Genomic DNA, 15,857 nt, shown 5'->3' with positions numbered 1-15,857 from the left:
GTCGTGGATGTGGCGAATAATGGCGACATCTAAGGGTGGATGAAGTGGGAGAGCGGATGTATATGCCAGGAGTACTTTCTTTAGAAGAACAAAATGCTGCTGAAAGGGAAGAATCTCGTCCTAGGATAAATGTTTTAGGTGCTGGATTCTTTTTTAATTTGTACATTTTTATATTGATAACAGCTGGCACTGAATCATCTTTTTATGCAAAACAGACTAGGCTATGCAAAACTTCATAAACTAGAGGCTTGTTTTATTACTAATAATAAAAACCTGAAAAAGGGAGGTCAGAATGCAAATAAGCAATAATAGGTATATTTTTTGACACGGCTTCCTTTTAGGGAGGAAATGTATGCATGTACATGGCAAATAGGGAGAGACATAAAGGGCGATGATGAATTTTAGAGTATCTTTCGATAGTTATAAGTAGTTTTCTGAAAAAATGTATCCTTATCGACTTAAAAAGATAAAATTGGTATGAAAATTGCAATAATTTAAAATTGTTAGGTAAATAAAAAGCTAAAAGGAGGAATCTATGAGACAATCTTTTACTATTTTACATACTGAATAAATGAAATTGCATACGGAAAAGGATATGCACACTAAAGGAGAGTGGATCAAATTGGAGAATATTACCCTTAAGCGTTCACTTGGATTATGGGCAATTGTCGGTCTTGGATTAGGTTATATGACTCCTACGATTGTGTTTGATACATTTGGAATCGTTTCCAAAGGAACAAATGGTGTTGTACCGCTTGCGTACATAACCGCTTTGGCAGTCATGTTGTTTACTGCGATTAGTTATGGGAAAATGGTGCAAGTATTTCCAAACGCTGGATCGGCGTATACGTATACAAAAGAGACAATGAATCCGCATATTGGATTCCTTGTGGGCTGGGCAGCGTTACTTGACTATATCCTTCTTCCTATGGTGAATGCATTGATTATTCGCATTTACATGGTATCTGTATTTCCTTCTGTCCCATCATGGATTTGGGTGTTGATTTATGTCGCTGTTGTGACTGGTTTTAATGTATGGAGTATGGGGAAAACATCAAATTTAAATACATTTCTGGTAGCTTTTGAACTTGTATTAATTGCTGTCTTCATTGTCCTTGCTTTTGTACAGTTCTCTCATGGGATGGGACAAGGTACCATATTAACAACGCAGCCCATTTTTCATTCCAATGTACATCTCGGACCTGTTTTAACCGGTGCAACAGTGGTTTGTTTCTCTTTCATTGGATTTGATGCTGTAACCATGTACGCAGAGGAAGCAATTGATCAAAAGACAATGCCTAAAGCCATCATGCTGACGGTTCTGATCGGCGGGGCCATTTTTTTCGTTGCCGGCTATTTTGCACAGGCGCTTTTTCCGAATGTGTCTCATTTTAAGAATACCGATGACACGCTCCCTGAAATTGGCCTGTATGTGGGCGGAGCTATCTTTAAACTGATATTTCTTTCAGGTGCATTTGCCGCAACAGTTGCTTCCGGACTTGCATCTCATTCAAGTGTATCCCGCCTTTTATACGTAATGGGCCGAAATGGTGTACTTCCAAAGAAGCTGTTCGGGTATGTTCATCCCAAGTTCCGGACACCGGCATTTAATGTCATACTGGTCGGTGCCATTTCACTGCTTGCTATAGCTCCCAGTCTGGAATTAGTTTCTTCTGTTATTAACTTTGGGGCATTAGTTGCTTTTACCTTCGTAAATTTATCCGTCGTAGCCTATTTTGTGTTCCGCCAAAAAAGATATAAAACGGCAAAAGATGTATTCGCATATATAATCATGCCTATAATTGGGGCAGGGTCAACGGGAATCCTATGGTCTAATTTACATGCTGATGCACTTATAGGCGGCCTTGTTTGGGCGGGTATTGGATTTCTTTATATGCTTTTCCAAACTAAGTTCTTTAAACTTAAAATTGTTGATTTAGAATTTGAAGAGGCGGATAGTACATCTGCACTGTAAAAAGGCACGGGAGCTCAATACGTTATCTCTCGAATCTTCCAGAAATTATAAAAAGAAAATAATGAATATACCCTCTTTCTAACTCAAGCGAGCCTGACCGCTCACGGACTTTGAGTTCTTGTCAGCGATAGGTCACCATAGCTCGTGCATGATCTAGTTATGTTAGTGTTTGATAAAGGCTGTCTTCGCATAGATTGTTGCTTTTCGAAAAAGTATTACATTCGTGTAAAGTGAGTCTTCGTAGCATCTTTTCGTAAGCAATTCACAGGTTTACTACAGAGCCTGTGAATTTCATTATTTTTTTGTGTCAAATAGCAGCAAAGTTTACGAAAAGTGCTTTGATAAATGATTATTCAAAAATGAATAATAACCTCTATTTCTTTCATACCTTAATTGACTGCAGGAAAAGACTTGAAACAGAGGATACGATCAAGAATATACAAATTGCACTAGACAAGTCATTTGGAGGGGAATCATGTATCACGACGTCATACTCAGTCCTGTTTACGGGATAGTGAAGAAAATTGCCATACAAAGCCACTCAAGAATATACAGATCGGATCCTTTATTTATGATCAAAAAAGAAGAAGGCGGTTTAGAAACCATTCTGTGGAATAGGAGTGGAGAGGTACAGTCGATAGAGGTACAAGAAGGTGATCAAGTTATCCCAGGGATGGTTCTTGCCTATATAAAAGAAGAATTATTTGATTAGCTCTGTTAAAGCTAAATGGAGATTTGAATCTAAAGAGAATGGAAGTAGATTTAAGTAAAAGGCTTTGTTAAAGGACTCTATTGTTTTTCAGCTCATTAAATGAGCTGAAAAACAGAGCAGTTATTAGCATAGAAGTTTAACAGACCATTTGTTTAATATTCACCTGTTGAAAAAAAGAAGATGAACCCTCATCTTCTTTTTTTAATGATTTTTTTATATTTAAAAAATTCTGTGTTGAATGGTAGAATAGTAAATGATAAGGATTTAAGGGGTGAAATGCTTTGTTATATGTAGCAAAGGAAAAAATTAAGACGATTGTCTCCATAGATATTGACGAAAATGAAGAAGTGTTAAAAACAGTCATAAACAACCTTAAAGAACCCTTTTTATTCTTAAAAAAGAAAAGTAAGTTAATTTCTTATGTAGTAGTAAATGACCAATTATCAGACTGCTTGAATAAAGGGGATTTTTCAGTCAAGATGTTGCTTGATCAGGCGAAATCAATTGCTCGGATATCTCATCTTGACCAGCATATTTCATTGCCGGAGCTCTTCCAAATAGTAGGAGAGCCTTTTGCTGTGATTAAAGGTGAGGATGAGGAATATGAGGGGTATATTCTTCGCGAAGATGTTCTTGCTGAACTTTTTAAACAAGAAAATACAAGTGTCGACTTGCTTAAAATCATGCTAAGTTCCATTCCGATGGGAATTTTCGTACTAGACAAGGAAAAACGGATTATTAATTGCAATGACGCGGGTTTAAAAATGATAAAGTCTACGGAAGAAAAAGTATTGAATTTTTCTGCAGAGAGTATTTTTAACAAGCAGCAGATTAACAACGTATTTTCGACCGGAAAAAGATTGCTGAACAATCTGGAAATTACCAACGATATCGGTTTACTTGTCGATTATTGCCCTGTTTTGAATTACGATAACAAAGTGGAAGGAATCATCATTGTAGTACAGGATCTGCCGATGGTAGAAGAAATGGCAATGGAAATTGAATATATCAAGGATCTAAATAAGGATTTGAATGCGATTTTATCCAGTATTTATGATGAAATCCTTGTGGTGAATGCAAAAGGGGATTTAATCAGGTTCAGCGAAAACATTATTCATGATTTCTGGAAGATCGATTTGAAGGAGCTCATTGGTAAAAATATTCTTGAACTGGAAGAACGCGGGCTTTTTACTCCTTCTGTAACAAGACTTGTGCTTGAAAGGAAGAAAAAGGTGTCCGTTGTGCAAGAAACGAGTGATGGAAGAAAAATCCTGGCAGTGGGGAATCCAGTTTTTAATGATCAGAATGAGCTTGATCGGATTATCATTGCCTCCAGAGAAATTACCGAAACCACTAAGCTTAAAAGCGAATTGAGAGAGATAAGGAAAATCTCTGAGAAATATAAGAAGGAATTGAATGATTTTAAAACCAAGGACCGCTTCTTAAAAAAGCTCATCTATTGCAGTCCGAAAATGGAAAAAGTGATTATACAGGCAAAGAAAATCGCTGACTTTTCATCCACTGTTCTCCTTCACGGCGAATCTGGTGTAGGAAAAGAGGTCATTGCTCAGGTTATTCACCAACTAGGGTCAAGAGCCTCCAAGCCTTTTTTGAAATTGAATTGCGGTGCTATTCCGGAAAACTTATTGGAAAGTGAGCTTTTCGGATATGCAAAAGGGGCTTTCACCGGAGCAGATAAGAACGGAAAAGAGGGGTACTTTAAACAGGCTGATTCAGGAATTTTATTTCTAGATGAAATCAGTGAAATGCCTATGCATCTCCAAGTAAAGCTATTGCGGGTGCTACAGGAACAGGAGGTTATTCCAGTAGGAAGTACAACCCCAATAAAGGTAAATGTCCAGATTATTGCTGCAGCCAATAAGAATTTAAAAAAGATGGTGGAAGAAGGAACATTCCGGGAAGATTTATTTTATCGACTAAACGTAATTCCTTTACATATCCCCCCACTGAGAGAAAGGCCGGAGGATATTTCGTTATTGGCTTTTCACTTTTTGCAGCAGTTAAATGAAAAATATAATCGGAATTACCACCTGACACCAGACGCGATTGATGTTCTTGAATTTTACCCCTGGCCAGGAAATGTTAGGGAACTTCAAAATATTATTGAAAGACTAGTGGTGACAACAGACAATCAGGCAATTGATGCCGAGTTTGTTAGTCAGTTTCTTACTTTAGGATATGAGCCTAAAAAAATGAATCCGGTATTTAGGAAGGTCATTCCATTGCAAGAAGCGATGGATTATGTCGAAGAACAGTTAATCGTTCTTGCCATGAAACAATACAAAACAACCACAAAAGCAGCCAAAGCGTTAGGAATCAGCCAGTCTTCTGTGAGCAGAAAATATCAAAAGATTCTTACGGAGAAAAATACCAAAATAGAACATTTCTCTACACATTAAGGAAAGGCTCTTTTGCAAAGCAACAAAATATACGAAATGGAAAAGCTGTTTCAGAATTTTAAATCTGAAGCAGCTTTTTTAGCTTTATTAGAGGAAAGGGTTGTTTTAGTTCATTGGTGTGAATCAATCACATAATAACAAGCATGTCTTCCGTTATTGGATTATGCAAGAAATCATACTCTTATGCAGAAATGAATAACTTGAATTCACGGATATTCTAGGAAATGCAGTTATAAAACTTCTAAAAGGAGAGTAAAAAAGTTTTTCATATAAATTACTTTGGTACCTATATTCAAGTGGATATCTTCCAATCCTCCCTATGATGATAAGTCCAAGACTCTGAAATCCGTACGCCGATGAGCAAGTCGCTTCCGCTTTTCATTGTCCAGCTCCAGCGCCTATCGGCTAGCGGATTTCTGCGTCATTTCCCTGCGATAAGTCAACATCCGCTCGTCCCTCGCGGTGTTTCCTTTATCTCAGTCAAAGACTCTGAAATCCGTACGCCGATGAGCAAGTCGCTTCCGCTTTTCTATGTTGGTACAGTTCTTGCATTATATAGATTGAGAGGATAAAGGAGGTATAAAAGAATGGTTGAGTTAAAGAAGAGACTTGATAACCTAAAGATGTATATTGATGGCGGTTGGCGGGATTCTAAAAATCAAGAAACAAGGGCTATTTTGAATCCTGCAAATGGTGAAGTGATTACATATGCCCCTGAAGCTACAATAGCAGATGTTCGGGCAGCTATCCATGCAGCCCGAAGAACATTTGATCAGGGAACCTGGTCGGGATTGTCTGCTCAAGAAAGAGCCTCCTATTTATTTGAAATTGCTGACAAAATCGATGAGTATGCAGATGAACTAACAAAGCTTGAAACAATGGACAATGGCAAAACATTAAGAGAAGCAGGTTTTGATGTTGGAGATGCTGCAAGCTGCTTCCGCTATTATGCCGGATTAATTACAAAACCGGATGGCCAAACCTATCATGTTGCAGATCCAATGCAAGCAATGGTTGTCCGCGAACCTGTTGGAGTTTGCGGATTGATTGTCCCTTGGAATTATCCCCTGTTGATGAGCGTGTGGAAAATTGCGCCTGCTTTAGCGGCAGGGAATACGATTGTCTTTAAACCTTCTGAGGTCACACCTGTAACCGCGAAAAAGTTATTTGAAATTTTTGAGGAAGTGGGATTGCCAAAAGGCGTAGCTAACATGGTGATGGGAGCAGGTCCAGTCGTCGGCCATGAAATTGCCTCACATCCTGATGTTGATATGGTTTCATTTACCGGCGGAACGAAAACGGGGAAACATATTATGAAAACCGCGGCTGATACCATGAAAAAAGTTTCCCTGGAATTGGGCGGGAAATCTCCCAATATTATTTTTGCTGATGCTGATTTTGAAACCGCAGTGGATTACGCGTTATTTGGCATTTATGCGGGTTCAGGCCAGGTTTGTTCTGCTGGTTCCCGAATTCTTGTAGAAGAAAGTATTTATGAAAGATTTGTAGAGCGCTTTGTTGAAAGAGCTAAACAAATTAAGGTAGGCCCTGGAGACGATGAGAATTCAGAAATGGGACCGCTAGTAAGCCAGGAACACCTTGAAAAGGTCCTCTACTATATTGATTTAGGAAAACAAGAGGGTGCAACGGTTGCTTTAGGCGGAGAGAGAATGACAGTTTCAGGCTTGGATAATGGTTATTTTGTTGAACCAACTGTATTTGTTGATGTGAAGCAGGATATGAGAATTGTACAGGAAGAAATTTTTGGTCCAGTCGTTGTCATTCAAAAGTTTAAGGATGAAGAGGAAGCAGTCAAACTGGCAAACAATACGGTTTATGGACTGGCAGGCGGCGTCTTTTCCAAGGATGGAGCCAAGGCATTACGAGTGATTAAAAAGCTGCGTGCTGGTATCACGTGGATTAACAGCTATCACCCAACGTATAATGAGGCCCCTTGGGGAGGCTATAAACAAAGCGGAATTGGGCGGAGTCTTGGAACGTTTGGACTTGAGGAATTCCAAGAAGTTAAACAGATTAATATTAATTTACAGGTTGAGCCCATTGGCTGGTTTTCAAACTAATCATTTTGGAGGAGAAAAAAAGATGAGTATTGATTTAAATAATGAGTTAAAAACAAACCAGGAAAAATCGGTAACGGATTACATTAATAAGGTATTAAGTTTAATTGAAAAAGAGGAAATTACTGAGGAAGAAGCAGCATGGATTACAAAAGAAACAGTCGATGGCTTCAGGGAAAACGTAAATCCGGGATTCCTGACATATCGAAAAACCGTAACAAAAGACGGACAATTTGCTGCAGTGGAATGGTCAGATAATGGCGCCTGTTTTAAGGATGTAAACGGGAAAGAGTACATTGATTGTCTTGGCGGTTTTGGTATTTATAATGTTGGACACCGAAATCCAAAGGTTGTAAAAGCCGTAACGGATCAATTAAAACGGCAGGCTCTTCACAGTCAGGACCTTCTTGATCCACTCCGTGCAATGTTAGCAAAAATCTTAGCTGAAATTACTCCAGGGGATTTGAAATATGCATTCTTTACCAACAGCGGAACGGAAAGTGTGGAAGCGGCTTTAAAGCTGGCAAAAATGTATAGCGAGCGAACTACATTTATTTCCACAACCCGCGCTTTCCATGGAAAAAGTCTTGGCTCCCTTTCAGGAACGGCAAAAGGAATGTTCCGTAAGCCTTTCTTGCCTTTAATTCCGGGATTCCGCCATGTGCCATTCGGAGACATTGAGATGATGAGAAAAACATTTGAAACATCCTCAATGGTAGGGGAAGATGTGGCGGCTGTTATCCTCGAACCTATTCAGGGTGAAGGCGGTATTATCCTGCCTCCGGAAAACTATTTAAAAGAAGTACGAGAGCTTTGCGATCAATTTGGTGCCCTTTTAATCTTTGATGAAGTTCAAACAGGGATGGGCCGTACCGGAAAAATGTTTGCGGCAGAATTATATGACGTTGTTCCGGATATTATCTGTCTTGCAAAAGCCTTTGGCGGCGGAGTGATGCCTGCTGGTGCAATCGTAGCAAAAGAGAAAGTGTTCAAGAGCTGGTTCCCGAATCCATTTATGCATACAACAACCTTCGGCGGAAATCCGCTTGCCTGTGCTGCTGCCATTGCAACAATTGGTGTACTGATTGAAGAAAGGTTACCTGAACGTTCAGCAGAAGTAGGAGAATATTTCCTTGAGGAACTGAAAAAAGCAGCAGAGGGACATGAAGACAAAGTACTGGAAATACGCGGGAAGGGACTAATGATAGGAATTGAGTTTCATAAAGATGAGATTGGTTATGAAGTGTCAAAAGGAATGTTTGACCATGGTGTACTGGTTGCAGGTACCTTAATTAATTCAAAAACAATTCGAATTGAACCGGCACTAACCATCAGCTATGAAGAAGTGGATAAAGTAGTGAGTACGTTTAAACAGGTATTAGCTAAAGTAGAAGCTTAAAATATAATTTTTAACTAACATGGGCGGGAAGCTGCCGAAAACGGTCTAAATGGCAATTACCTTTATCAGCGGGAAAATAAGACAGATTCCTGCTGGTAAAGGTTTTAAACCTGCCTCCACTAAAGGCAAATAATCACGATCAAACATAATGTTTCTTGCCTTTTAGAGGGCTTGTACAGAATCATCGTGAAGATTATCTGAAGTTTCTATGGTTTATAAAATCTGAAAATTCAAATATCAAAATATTAAGTCTACAATTTTGTAAAGTTGGCAGCCTATCTCTATACATGTTAAGGGAGTTGAGTTGATTGTCTAAAGAGAAACATTCCATAAATGAAGATGTTGCAGATCTTGCAAGCTTGGGATACACACAAGAATTAAAGCGAAATCTTAATTTCTTTTCAAACTTTGCTATTTCGTTTTCCTTTATTTCGGCAACGACAGGCATCTTTAGCCTGTTCGGATTTGGATTAACCACAGGAGGACCGGCCTTTATCTGGAGCTGGCCGATTGTTTTCATCGGTCAGCTTCTGGTGGGGCTTACAATGGGAGAAGTAGCTTCTCACTATCCGGTCGCAGGCTCCATCTATCAATGGACGAAGCACCTTGCAGGGAATACCTATTCATGGTTTTCTGGCTGGATTTATTTGATTGCTTTACTTGCAACCATAGCATCTGTTGATTTTGGAGCGGCGCCCTATATTGCCCAGCTGATGGGAATGGATGCGAACAATCATGTTTTGCTAGTCCTTATAACTGCAGTAATCGTAATCCTTCAAACACTTATTAACGCATTCAGTGTAAAATTGATGGCCATTATAAATGGTATTGGAATGATCGCTGAAATCGTAGCTATGATTGTCTTGGCCATTGCGCTTTTTGCGGTGGGCATCCATCATCCGTTTAGCTTTTCATTTGATACAGCGGGAACAGCTGGAAAAGGAAGCTACCTGCCTGTATTTCTTGCTGCCATGCTGACCTCCACATGGGTTCTGTTTGGTTTTGATTCTGCAGGCAGTCTTGCAGAAGAGGTAATTAATCCTCGAAGGGTAGTTCCAAAAGCCATCATCTCCTCATTATTTTTGACATTTATCATAGGCGGGTTGGCGCTTTTGGCATTCGTGCTTGCCATTCCGAACCTTGGTGAGACAATGAAAGCAGCAGTTCCTTTAACGTACATCTTAAACAAAAATTTAGGCACAGGGATATCGAATGCGTTTGTAGTGTTAGCACTAATTGCCATATTCGTCTGCGGTACTGCAGTACAGGCGACAGTATCCCGCTTATTGTTCTCTTTTGGACGCGATAACAAAATTCCAGGAGCCAAGCTATGGGCAAAAATGTCCAAAAAGCATGACACACCAGTGGCTGCCATCATATTTAGCGGAATATTTGCTATTCTATTGGTTCTATCCTCTTCTGCAGAATCCTATATCGTAAATATCTGTGTAGTCGGAATCTATCTTGCTTACTTAAGCGTGACGGTTGGAGCACTTTTTGCCCGAACCCGGGGATGGGATTCAACCGCCTCTCCATGGAACTTAGGAAAATGGGGATTAACTGTAAACATTTTATCTCTTATCTGGGGCGTATTTGTTATTCTTAACCTTTGCTGGCCAAGATCACCAGGGCAGGCTTGGTATTTGAATTATTCCGTTCCGCTTTTAGCCGTCATTGTCATGTTAATAGGTGCTGTTTACTATTTTTCTTCCGTTTATCCGCGTGATAAGGCAATTACCTTAAAGGGAAACTCCGAGCCATTTAGTAATCATAAAAATTAGTTTTTTAGTTTGGAAACAAGCAATCTCTTTGAATGAAGCCAGCTTCTGGGATTCTTGAAATCAGTGTGCAGTGGAAATGACAAAAAATCTCTTATTAGCAGTCATTTTTTATTTCTTCGAACCTATTTTCTGATTTTACTGTGGAGCAGAAAGGGATTTGTATGGGAGACCTTCGAGCTGGGGGAAAAAGAAGAGAAACGTTATTGACAAAATTAAAATTAATGTGATAATATTATGAAAATTTAAATGCGATGAAGAGAATAGTAAATAAAAAACGAATTTTTAAAAGAGAGCTCCGGCAGCTGAAAAGGAGTAAAAATTCTTTTATTGAACAAGACTCAAGAGCAGCACATGGGAACCGGAGCGGGGATCATGTGACAGGAGCTCCTGTTATAGAGCGAAAGTAGAATCTGAAAGAGGATACTTTTTAAGGTTTATATGGTGACATATAAATAAACCGGGGTGGCACCGCGATCAAAGAATCTCGTCCCCAGGACAATTGTCTTGGGGGTGGGATTCTTTTTTAGTGCTCTTTTACAGTTTTTACTTTAATAGCGGTAAAAGAACAATATTTATTTAGGGATAATGTGGGGAGATGAAAAAGGATGGATATTACAAAAAGGAGAACTTCAAAGGAATCTGTGCTGCTTTTATGCGGAATAGGAGTTTCAAATATGGGTGATTGGATATATTTAATCGCTCTTAACTTAATTGTGCTGGACATGACGCATTCACCCTTTGCTGTTGCTGTTTTGTATATCCTGAAGCCAGCGGCCTCTATTTTTGCCAATGCTTGGTGCGGCAGCCTTGTGGATCGTGTAAATAAAAGAAGGCTGATGATGGTACTCGATTTATTGAGGGCATTTCTGTTATTGCTTTTATATGTGCATCCTTCTCTTTGGCTGGTGTATACAATAGTGTTTATCGTGAATATGGGAGGGGCGGCGTTCAAGCATGGCTCCATGGTATATCTGACAAAACTCATCCCTTCCCATAGCAGGAAACGCTTTAATGCTATTCAAAGCTTAATAGGATCGGGTGCCTTTTTGCTTGGCCCTGCCATTGCGGGCATGTTGTTTCTTATAAGCTCTCCATTAAATGCTATCTTAATAAATGCCATTTCCTTTTTTATTTCGGGATGTATTATGCTGATGCTGCCGAATGTAGATGAAAAGGGAGAGGATAAACCACCTGAAAGATTTTCTTTGGCGTTATTGAAAAAGGATTGGCAGGTTGTAGAGGGCTATTTCAGTCGAAACATATACTTTATTCTAATTTATGGCCTTTTCACCTTTATATTAACGGTCATGCCCTCAGCCATTGATTCCTTGGAAGCTGCATTCTCAAAGCAAGTATTGCATCTATCAAATAGTCGATATGGCTTGCTTGTCAGTATAGCAGGTATTGGGTTTTTAGCAGGTTCTATTTCCAATACAGCACTCGTAAAGAAAATTCCTTTGTCAATTCTAATAGGGATAAGTCCTATGTTTGTTTCCATGGGCTATTTCATTTACTCTATTTCTGGCAGTTTTCTGGCAGCAGCATCTGGATTCTTTGTTCTTTCATTTTTTCAAGCGTATGCTAATACAGGCATACTGACATTTTATCAACATTATCTTCCCGCTGATATAATGGGGAGGGCAGGAAGTATCCTTGACCTTGTTGAAGGAGGATTGGTAATGGCAGTAACCTTAATAATCGGAACTTCGGCACAATGGTTTTCGTTACGGTCAGTGATTATAGGTGGTTCGGTTGTAATGATTCTGGCTGCTTTTATTCTTAGCACGGCTTGCTTAAAAACATTGAGGCAATGGTTCTTTTTAGATTCAAATACAAAGGAATATCGTTCTTAAACATTTGAAATCAATATTTTTGCGTGAGTTCTAGTGCACCACTGTATATTAAAGAACATTTAAATTGATAAGGGAATCATTAGATATGTAAGGAAATAAATAGTTGAGAAGAGAAAGGCACTTGCTTTTCTCATGAAATTAGGGGATTTTTTTGTTTGCGCTTACAATAACTTTGTGTTATTGTTATTGTGTAATCGGTTACACATGAATTTACATAAGAAAAGCGGTGAGGCAAATGGCAACGATTAAAGAGGTGGCAAAGGAAGCGGGCGTTTCGGTCGCTACGGTTTCCCGCGTATTAAATGGCAATGGATATGTACACGAAGATACGAGGAAAGCGGTGGATGCTGCTATTAAAAAGCTTGACTACCGCCCAAATGAGATAGCCCGTTCTCTTTTTAACCGGAAATCGAAGCTGATCGGCCTTGTGATACCAGATATAACGAATCCCTTTTTTCCAGAGCTTGCAAGAGGAGTCGAGGACTTTTTACAGGAGCAGGGGTACCGTTTGATCATTGGTAACAGCGATGAAAATAGAGAAAAAGAAATCAATTATATAGAAACCTTCATACAGCATAATGTGATCGGCATGATCAGTACCAGCGGCGAAGACACAAGCCTTTGGGAAGCTTTGAAAATTCCCGTTGTTCTTTTGGACAGGGTTACTGAGAATTATCCTTCCGTTTATGCAGATCAAGCAGGAGGCGGAAGGCTTGCCGCCGAGATCCTGCTTGCCCGCGGGAGTAACAATATCACGTTACTCAGAGGACCGCAGCATGTCCGTACCGCTCAAGAAAGGTTTCTTGCTGCTCTAGATGTGCTAGGAAGGTCGAATGCCGTCTTTCAAGTAGTCAATACCTCCTTTTCCTTTAAAGGGGCAAATGAGACAGCGAAACAGCTATTTGACATGTATCCTGAAACCGATGGAATCGTGGCTTCTAACGATATTGTGGCTTCTGCTGTTCTCAGGGAGGCCCTTAAGAGAGGGAAAAATATTCCTGAAAATTTGCAGATCGTTGGTTTTGATGATATTCCGGTTTGTGAACTGCTTTACCCGGCTCTTTCGACCATTCATCAGCCTGCATATCAAATGGGTGCTGAAGCAGCCAAGCTATTAATTGAAAATATTCTTCATTCATCCAATGAAGCGAAGCAAATTGTATTGCCCGTTTCATTTAAAGAAAGAGAAACAACCAGAAAGGTGGAGATGTAACATGGTGAAAATAGCAGTGATTGGCAGTTCATCCATGGATTTAGTGGTAAGCTCAGACAAGCGCCCAATCGCCGGGGAAACCGTATTGGGAAAATCCTTTAACACAGTGCCGGGCGGAAAAGGGGCCAATCAGGCTGTTGCCGCTGCCCGGCTGGGAGCACAGGTAGATATGATCGGCTGTGTAGGGACAGATGTATATGGGAAAGAAATTTTAGACAATTTCTGTAAGAATGGTGTGAATACAGACAATGTGGAACCGGTTACAGATGAAGCGACCGGAACTGCGCACATTATTTTAGCTGAAGGGGATAATAGCATCATCGTTGTAAAAGGTGCAAATGACCGGATTACTCCCGAATATATAAGACGCGCTGAAGAGACGATTGCAAACGCGGATATCGTGATGATCCAGCAGGAGATTCCTGAGGAAACCGTGGAATGTGCTGCTGAGCTTTGTGAAAAACACGACGTTCCTCTTTTATTAAATCCTGCACCTGCCCGGGTGATAAAAGAAAAGGTAATAGAGAAATGCGCCTATATAACCCCGAATGAGCATGAGTGTGAAGTTCTATTTGGCGGAGCGGACGTATCTTACATGCTAAAAAAATATCCGAACAAGCTGATCATAACGGAAGGAAAAAAGGGAGCCCGTTACTTTAATGGCGTCGAAGAGGTAACAGTTCCAGGGATAAGGGTACATGCCGTGGATACAACAGGGGCCGGGGATACCTTTAATGGTGCATTTGCTGTCGCCGTATCAGAGGAAAAAGGCATTCATGAAGCGCTTCGTTTTGCGAATATAGCAGCAGCGCTGTCGGTTACAAAATTTGGAGCTCAGGGCGGAATGCCAACTCGTGAAGAAGTCGAGAAAGGGGCAGACAGTGATGAAAAAAACAGGCATGCTTAACAGTTCCATTTCAAAGGTGTTATCAGATCTTGGGCATACAGATTGGATTGTCATTGGGGATGCGGGGCTTCCCATTCCTGATGGAATCCCCAAAATTGACCTTGCCCTTACGATTGGGGTACCGGACTTCGTGAGCGTTGTAAGAGCCGTACATGCAGATATGGTGGTTGAAAAGATATTTGCGGCTGAGGAAATGGAGAAAAACAATCCTCACCAGCAGGAGTTTCTAGAAAAAGAGTTTCCTAATCTCATAGAATATATTCCGCATGAAGCATTTAAACAAATGACAAGCAAGGTGAAAGCTTTTATCCGTACAGGCGAGGCAACTCCATACTCAAATTGTATATTGCAAGCAGGAGTCATTTTTTAAAAAGGGCTCTGTTAAAAATCATGTGTAATTTTACAATATGCACAAAAATTTCATTTTATTTTTGAAATGTTCTCGGACTCCTTAAAAGTAAATGGGTTTTTAAATGTAATCAAGAGCAAAATGAAAAATCAAAAATAAAAGAGACTTAGCCCCCTGTTTATAATAGGTATACTTTAATGATATCGGGATACATGTTTAAATAAGTTAGGAATTACAAACACTACCGATTGGAGGTGGTATTTGTGAAAAGTAACATCAAACTGTTACATTACATACACCAAAATGCACAAATGGGTTTAATTGCTATTGAACAACTATTTGGCATAGTAGAGGAAGATCATTTAAAAAAAGTATTACAGTCACAAAATGAAGAATATAAAAAAATATATGATGAATGTGAAAAGAGACTTGGCGAAAAAGGCAAAGAAGCGAAAGAAACAAGTCCATTTACAAAAATTTTTTCTTATATAACGATAAATATAAACACGCTTACTGACAAATCACCATCCCGAATATCAGAATTAATGATAAGAGGTTCGACAATGGGTGTTATTGATATTACGAAGAAAATAAAAGAGTACAATGGAGCAGATAAAGAAATTCTTAACTTAGCAGATCAACTGCTAAAAGCAGAACAGAGCAACATAGATGAGTTGAAAAATTTTCTTTAATTTTTATACTTCTTTCAGTCATATTATTATGTAGTTTTTTAGATGTAATAAAATTATTACATCTGTTTTTTATTGGCAGGTTTAATAGCTAACAAATGCAGAGGTGCTAATGTTAAACATGAGGCTGAAAAATAAAAAACCACTTAATAGTGGTTCTTTAATCGCGCATCGCTCCCGCCTCACGGGAAGTCATTGAACCTTGCCCTTGGCTGACATCTTTTTGAATATCTTGTTTTACTTTTTGCGCATCCGTTCCCTTTACAATTGACCCCGAACCCAAGTTGCTTCTCGCATGTTGATCCTTTTGCATACAAGGCCTCCTCGTTTCATGTTTTGACAATCTTATTATTTATAAAAAATACACAATATATCCTAGTATTTGAGCGGTTCCTTTTTTATTTAGTCATCCTTTTCTTACGCTAGAGGGCAATAAAGAGGTATACTTTAGGGTTTTATAGAATATATCATGATCCTTTGC

Annotated in this window: 13 protein-coding genes and 1 other annotated feature; of the genes, 12 read left to right on the top strand and 1 reads right to left on the bottom strand. The window is 39.4% G+C overall.

The window, feature by feature from the left end; genetic code table 11:
- The first annotated feature begins 62 nt into the window (after positions 1 to 62).
- The 12 genes from A5N88_RS24770 to A5N88_RS06420 all read left to right on the top strand — a co-directional run bounded on the left by A5N88_RS24770 (position 63) and on the right by A5N88_RS06420 (position 15,379).
- A complete protein-coding gene (locus A5N88_RS24770; RefSeq protein ID WP_157090616.1) occupies positions 63 to 239 on the top strand; it encodes a hypothetical protein in 177 nt (58 codons plus the stop codon).
- A 356-nt stretch (positions 240 to 595) separates the two neighbouring features.
- Positions 596 to 1,975 carry an APC family permease gene (locus A5N88_RS06470; protein ID WP_198160186.1) on the top strand — a complete coding sequence of 460 codons (1,380 nt, stop codon included), beginning with the start codon at positions 596 to 598 and terminating at the stop codon, positions 1,973 to 1,975.
- Positions 1,976 to 2,450: 475 nt separating this feature from the next.
- A complete protein-coding gene (locus A5N88_RS06465; RefSeq protein ID WP_066264239.1) occupies positions 2,451 to 2,687 on the top strand; it encodes a biotin/lipoyl attachment domain-containing protein in 237 nt (78 codons plus the stop codon).
- 281 nt (positions 2,688 to 2,968) lie between these two features.
- A complete protein-coding gene (locus tag A5N88_RS06460; RefSeq protein WP_066264238.1) occupies positions 2,969 to 5,107 on the top strand; it encodes a sigma 54-interacting transcriptional regulator in 2,139 nt (712 codons plus the stop codon).
- A 587-nt stretch (positions 5,108 to 5,694) separates the two neighbouring features.
- Positions 5,695 to 7,188 (top strand): aldehyde dehydrogenase family protein, encoded by a 1,494-nt coding sequence (locus tag A5N88_RS06455; RefSeq protein WP_066264237.1) that lies wholly within the window; start codon positions 5,695 to 5,697, stop codon positions 7,186 to 7,188.
- A 22-nt stretch (positions 7,189 to 7,210) separates the two neighbouring features.
- Positions 7,211 to 8,584: a putrescine aminotransferase gene (locus A5N88_RS06450; protein ID WP_066264235.1), complete on the top strand. Its 1,374-nt coding sequence runs from the start codon at positions 7,211 to 7,213 to the stop codon at positions 8,582 to 8,584.
- A gap of 308 nt (positions 8,585 to 8,892) precedes the next feature.
- Positions 8,893 to 10,365: an APC family permease gene (locus A5N88_RS06445; protein ID WP_066264234.1), complete on the top strand. Its 1,473-nt coding sequence runs from the start codon at positions 8,893 to 8,895 to the stop codon at positions 10,363 to 10,365.
- Positions 10,366 to 10,607: 242 nt separating this feature from the next.
- Positions 10,608 to 10,860: a binding site (T-box leader), on the top strand.
- A 110-nt stretch (positions 10,861 to 10,970) separates the two neighbouring features.
- Complete coding sequence (locus A5N88_RS06440; protein WP_066264233.1) at positions 10,971 to 12,218, top strand: MFS transporter; 1,248 nt, start codon at positions 10,971 to 10,973, stop codon at positions 12,216 to 12,218.
- 235 nt (positions 12,219 to 12,453) lie between these two features.
- Positions 12,454 to 13,431: a LacI family DNA-binding transcriptional regulator gene (locus tag A5N88_RS06435; protein WP_066264232.1), complete on the top strand. Its 978-nt coding sequence runs from the start codon at positions 12,454 to 12,456 to the stop codon at positions 13,429 to 13,431.
- A 1-nt stretch (position 13,432) separates the two neighbouring features.
- Positions 13,433 to 14,338 (top strand): ribokinase, encoded by a 906-nt coding sequence (gene rbsK / locus A5N88_RS06430; protein WP_066264230.1) that lies wholly within the window; start codon positions 13,433 to 13,435, stop codon positions 14,336 to 14,338.
- Positions 14,316 to 14,708 (top strand): D-ribose pyranase, encoded by a 393-nt coding sequence (gene rbsD, locus A5N88_RS06425; protein WP_066264229.1) that lies wholly within the window; start codon positions 14,316 to 14,318, stop codon positions 14,706 to 14,708. The genes rbsK and rbsD overlap by 23 nt, the downstream gene beginning before the upstream one ends.
- A gap of 242 nt (positions 14,709 to 14,950) precedes the next feature.
- Positions 14,951 to 15,379 carry a hypothetical protein gene (locus tag A5N88_RS06420; RefSeq protein WP_198160184.1) on the top strand — a complete coding sequence of 143 codons (429 nt, stop codon included), beginning with the start codon at positions 14,951 to 14,953 and terminating at the stop codon, positions 15,377 to 15,379.
- A 157-nt stretch (positions 15,380 to 15,536) separates the two neighbouring features.
- Here the strand turns inward: A5N88_RS06420 and A5N88_RS25425 are convergent, their stop codons facing one another.
- Positions 15,537 to 15,689 (bottom strand): hypothetical protein, encoded by a 153-nt coding sequence (locus A5N88_RS25425; RefSeq protein WP_198160182.1) that lies wholly within the window; start codon positions 15,687 to 15,689, stop codon positions 15,537 to 15,539.
- Positions 15,690 to 15,857 lie beyond the last annotated feature (168 nt).

Source organism: Heyndrickxia acidicola, assembly GCF_001636425.1.
In the GTDB taxonomy this organism is placed as follows: domain Bacteria; phylum Bacillota; class Bacilli; order Bacillales; family Bacillaceae_C; genus Bacillus_AE; species Bacillus_AE acidicola.
The sequence above is the reverse complement of the archived record's forward strand: the minus strand, read 5'-3'. Positions and strand labels throughout refer to the sequence as shown.

Excerpts from the sequence above, each read along its gene's own strand:
- rbsD (WP_066264229.1), top strand. The coding sequence starts at position 14,316 with ATGAAAAAAACAGGCATGCTTAACAGTTCCATTTCAAAGGTGTTATCA.
- A5N88_RS06435 (WP_066264232.1), top strand. The coding sequence starts at position 12,454 with ATGGCAACGATTAAAGAGGTGGCAAAGGAAGCGGGCGTTTCGGTCGCT.
- A5N88_RS06455 (WP_066264237.1), top strand. The coding sequence starts at position 5,695 with ATGGTTGAGTTAAAGAAGAGACTTGATAACCTAAAGATGTATATTGAT.
- A5N88_RS24770 (WP_157090616.1), top strand. The coding sequence starts at position 63 with ATGCCAGGAGTACTTTCTTTAGAAGAACAAAATGCTGCTGAAAGGGAA.
- A5N88_RS06440 (WP_066264233.1), top strand. The coding sequence starts at position 10,971 with ATGGATATTACAAAAAGGAGAACTTCAAAGGAATCTGTGCTGCTTTTA.
- A5N88_RS06450 (WP_066264235.1), top strand. The coding sequence starts at position 7,211 with ATGAGTATTGATTTAAATAATGAGTTAAAAACAAACCAGGAAAAATCG.
- A5N88_RS25425 (WP_198160182.1), bottom strand. The coding sequence starts at position 15,689 with ATGCAAAAGGATCAACATGCGAGAAGCAACTTGGGTTCGGGGTCAATT.
- A5N88_RS06465 (WP_066264239.1), top strand. The coding sequence starts at position 2,451 with ATGTATCACGACGTCATACTCAGTCCTGTTTACGGGATAGTGAAGAAA.
- rbsK (WP_066264230.1), top strand. The coding sequence starts at position 13,433 with ATGGTGAAAATAGCAGTGATTGGCAGTTCATCCATGGATTTAGTGGTA.
- A5N88_RS06470 (WP_198160186.1), top strand. The coding sequence starts at position 596 with ATGCACACTAAAGGAGAGTGGATCAAATTGGAGAATATTACCCTTAAG.